Annotated in this window: 1 protein-coding gene and 1 pseudogene; both read right to left on the reverse strand. The window is 66.1% G+C overall.

Annotation, left to right across the window (positions count from 1 at the left end; all coding sequences use genetic code 11):
• Window positions 1–73: 73 nt before the first annotated feature.
• Complete coding sequence (locus I71_RS25150; protein WP_042700191.1) at window positions 74–1,003, reverse strand: ABC transporter permease; 930 nt, start codon at window positions 1,001–1,003, stop codon at window positions 74–76.
• Window positions 1,000–1,244 (reverse strand): annotated as a pseudogene (locus I71_RS25155) (ABC transporter permease); the annotation flags it as partial. The pseudogene I71_RS25155 and the gene I71_RS25150, both read right to left, overlap by 4 nt.

Consider the following 1,244-nt stretch of genomic DNA (forward strand, 5'->3'; position numbering starts at 1 on the left):
TTCTGTTCACGTCCACGCTCCTTGTTCTTGATGCCGTGAGATATGGGCTTTGTTTCGTTTTCAAAACTATGCGTCAAGCATCGGGATGAAACAGTTTCCCCAGGCAGGCCGGCGCGTTCAGGCGAATGCGGGCGACGTCCCGCGAAATCAGCACCAGGACCAGAACGGTAGCCAGATACGGCAGCATCGACAAGAGCTGCGACGGCACGTCGATGCCCAGCCCCTGGACATGCAGCTGCAGGATGGTGACGCCGCCGAACAGCCAGGCGCCCAGCATCGCACGCACCGGCTTCCAGGTGGCGAACACGACCAGCGCCAGGGCGATCCAGCCGCGGCCCGACGTCATGTTCTCGGCCCACATCGGTGTGTAGTCCATCGACAGGAAGGCACCGCCCAGACCGGCCATGGCGCCACCGAACAGCACGGCGAGGAAGCGGATGCGCAGAACCTTGTAGCCCAGCGCATGGGCCGCCGTGTGGTTCTCGCCCACCGCACGCAGAACGAGGCCGGCGCGGGTGCGGTAAAGGAACAGATGGACCAGCGGCACGGCGGCCACCGCCAGATAGACCATGATGTCCTGGCCGAACAGCGCCTGTCCCACCACCGGCAGGTCGGTCAGACCGGGGATGTGGAGCTTGGGCAGCCCCTCCAGCGGAATGCCGACGAAGCCCTGGCCGATCAGCGCCGACAAACCGACGCCGAACAGGGTCAGCGCAAGGCCGGTCGCCACCTGGTTGGCCAGAAGGAACAGGGTCAGCACGGCGAAGAGAGAAGCGGTGGCGGCGCCGGCGAGTGCGGAGACGATGAAACCGGTGACGGCGCTGCCGGTCTGCACCGTCACGGCGAAGCCGCAGACGGCGCCGACCAGCATCATGCCCTCAACACCGAGGTTGAGGACGCCAGACTTCTCCACCACCAGTTCGCCCAGTGCGGCAAACAGCAGCGGCGTCGCCGCCGCGAACATGGCAGCCAGGATCGGGCCGATCAGGGCAAGGTCGCTCATGCCACCGCCCTCCGTGCCCCGAAGCGGACCCGGTAGCGGATCAGCACGTCGCTCGCCAGCAGGAAGAACAGAAGCATGCCCTGGAACACTCCGGTGATGGCCTTGGGCAGGCCCATGGCGATCTGCGCCGCCTCGCCACCGATGAAGGACAGCGCCATCAGCAGCGCCGCCAACAGGATGCCGACCGGATGCAGCCGGCCCAGGAAGGCAACGATGATGGCGGTATAGCCGTAGCCGGGCG

Source organism: Azospirillum sp. B506, assembly GCF_000333595.1.
Taxonomy (GTDB): Bacteria; Pseudomonadota; Alphaproteobacteria; order Azospirillales; family Azospirillaceae; genus Azospirillum.

Bases quoted from the DNA above. Each gene is read 5' to 3' on its own strand.
- I71_RS25150 (WP_042700191.1), bottom strand. From the start codon at position 1,003: ATGAGCGACCTTGCCCTGATCGGCCCGATCCTGGCTGCCATGTTCGCG.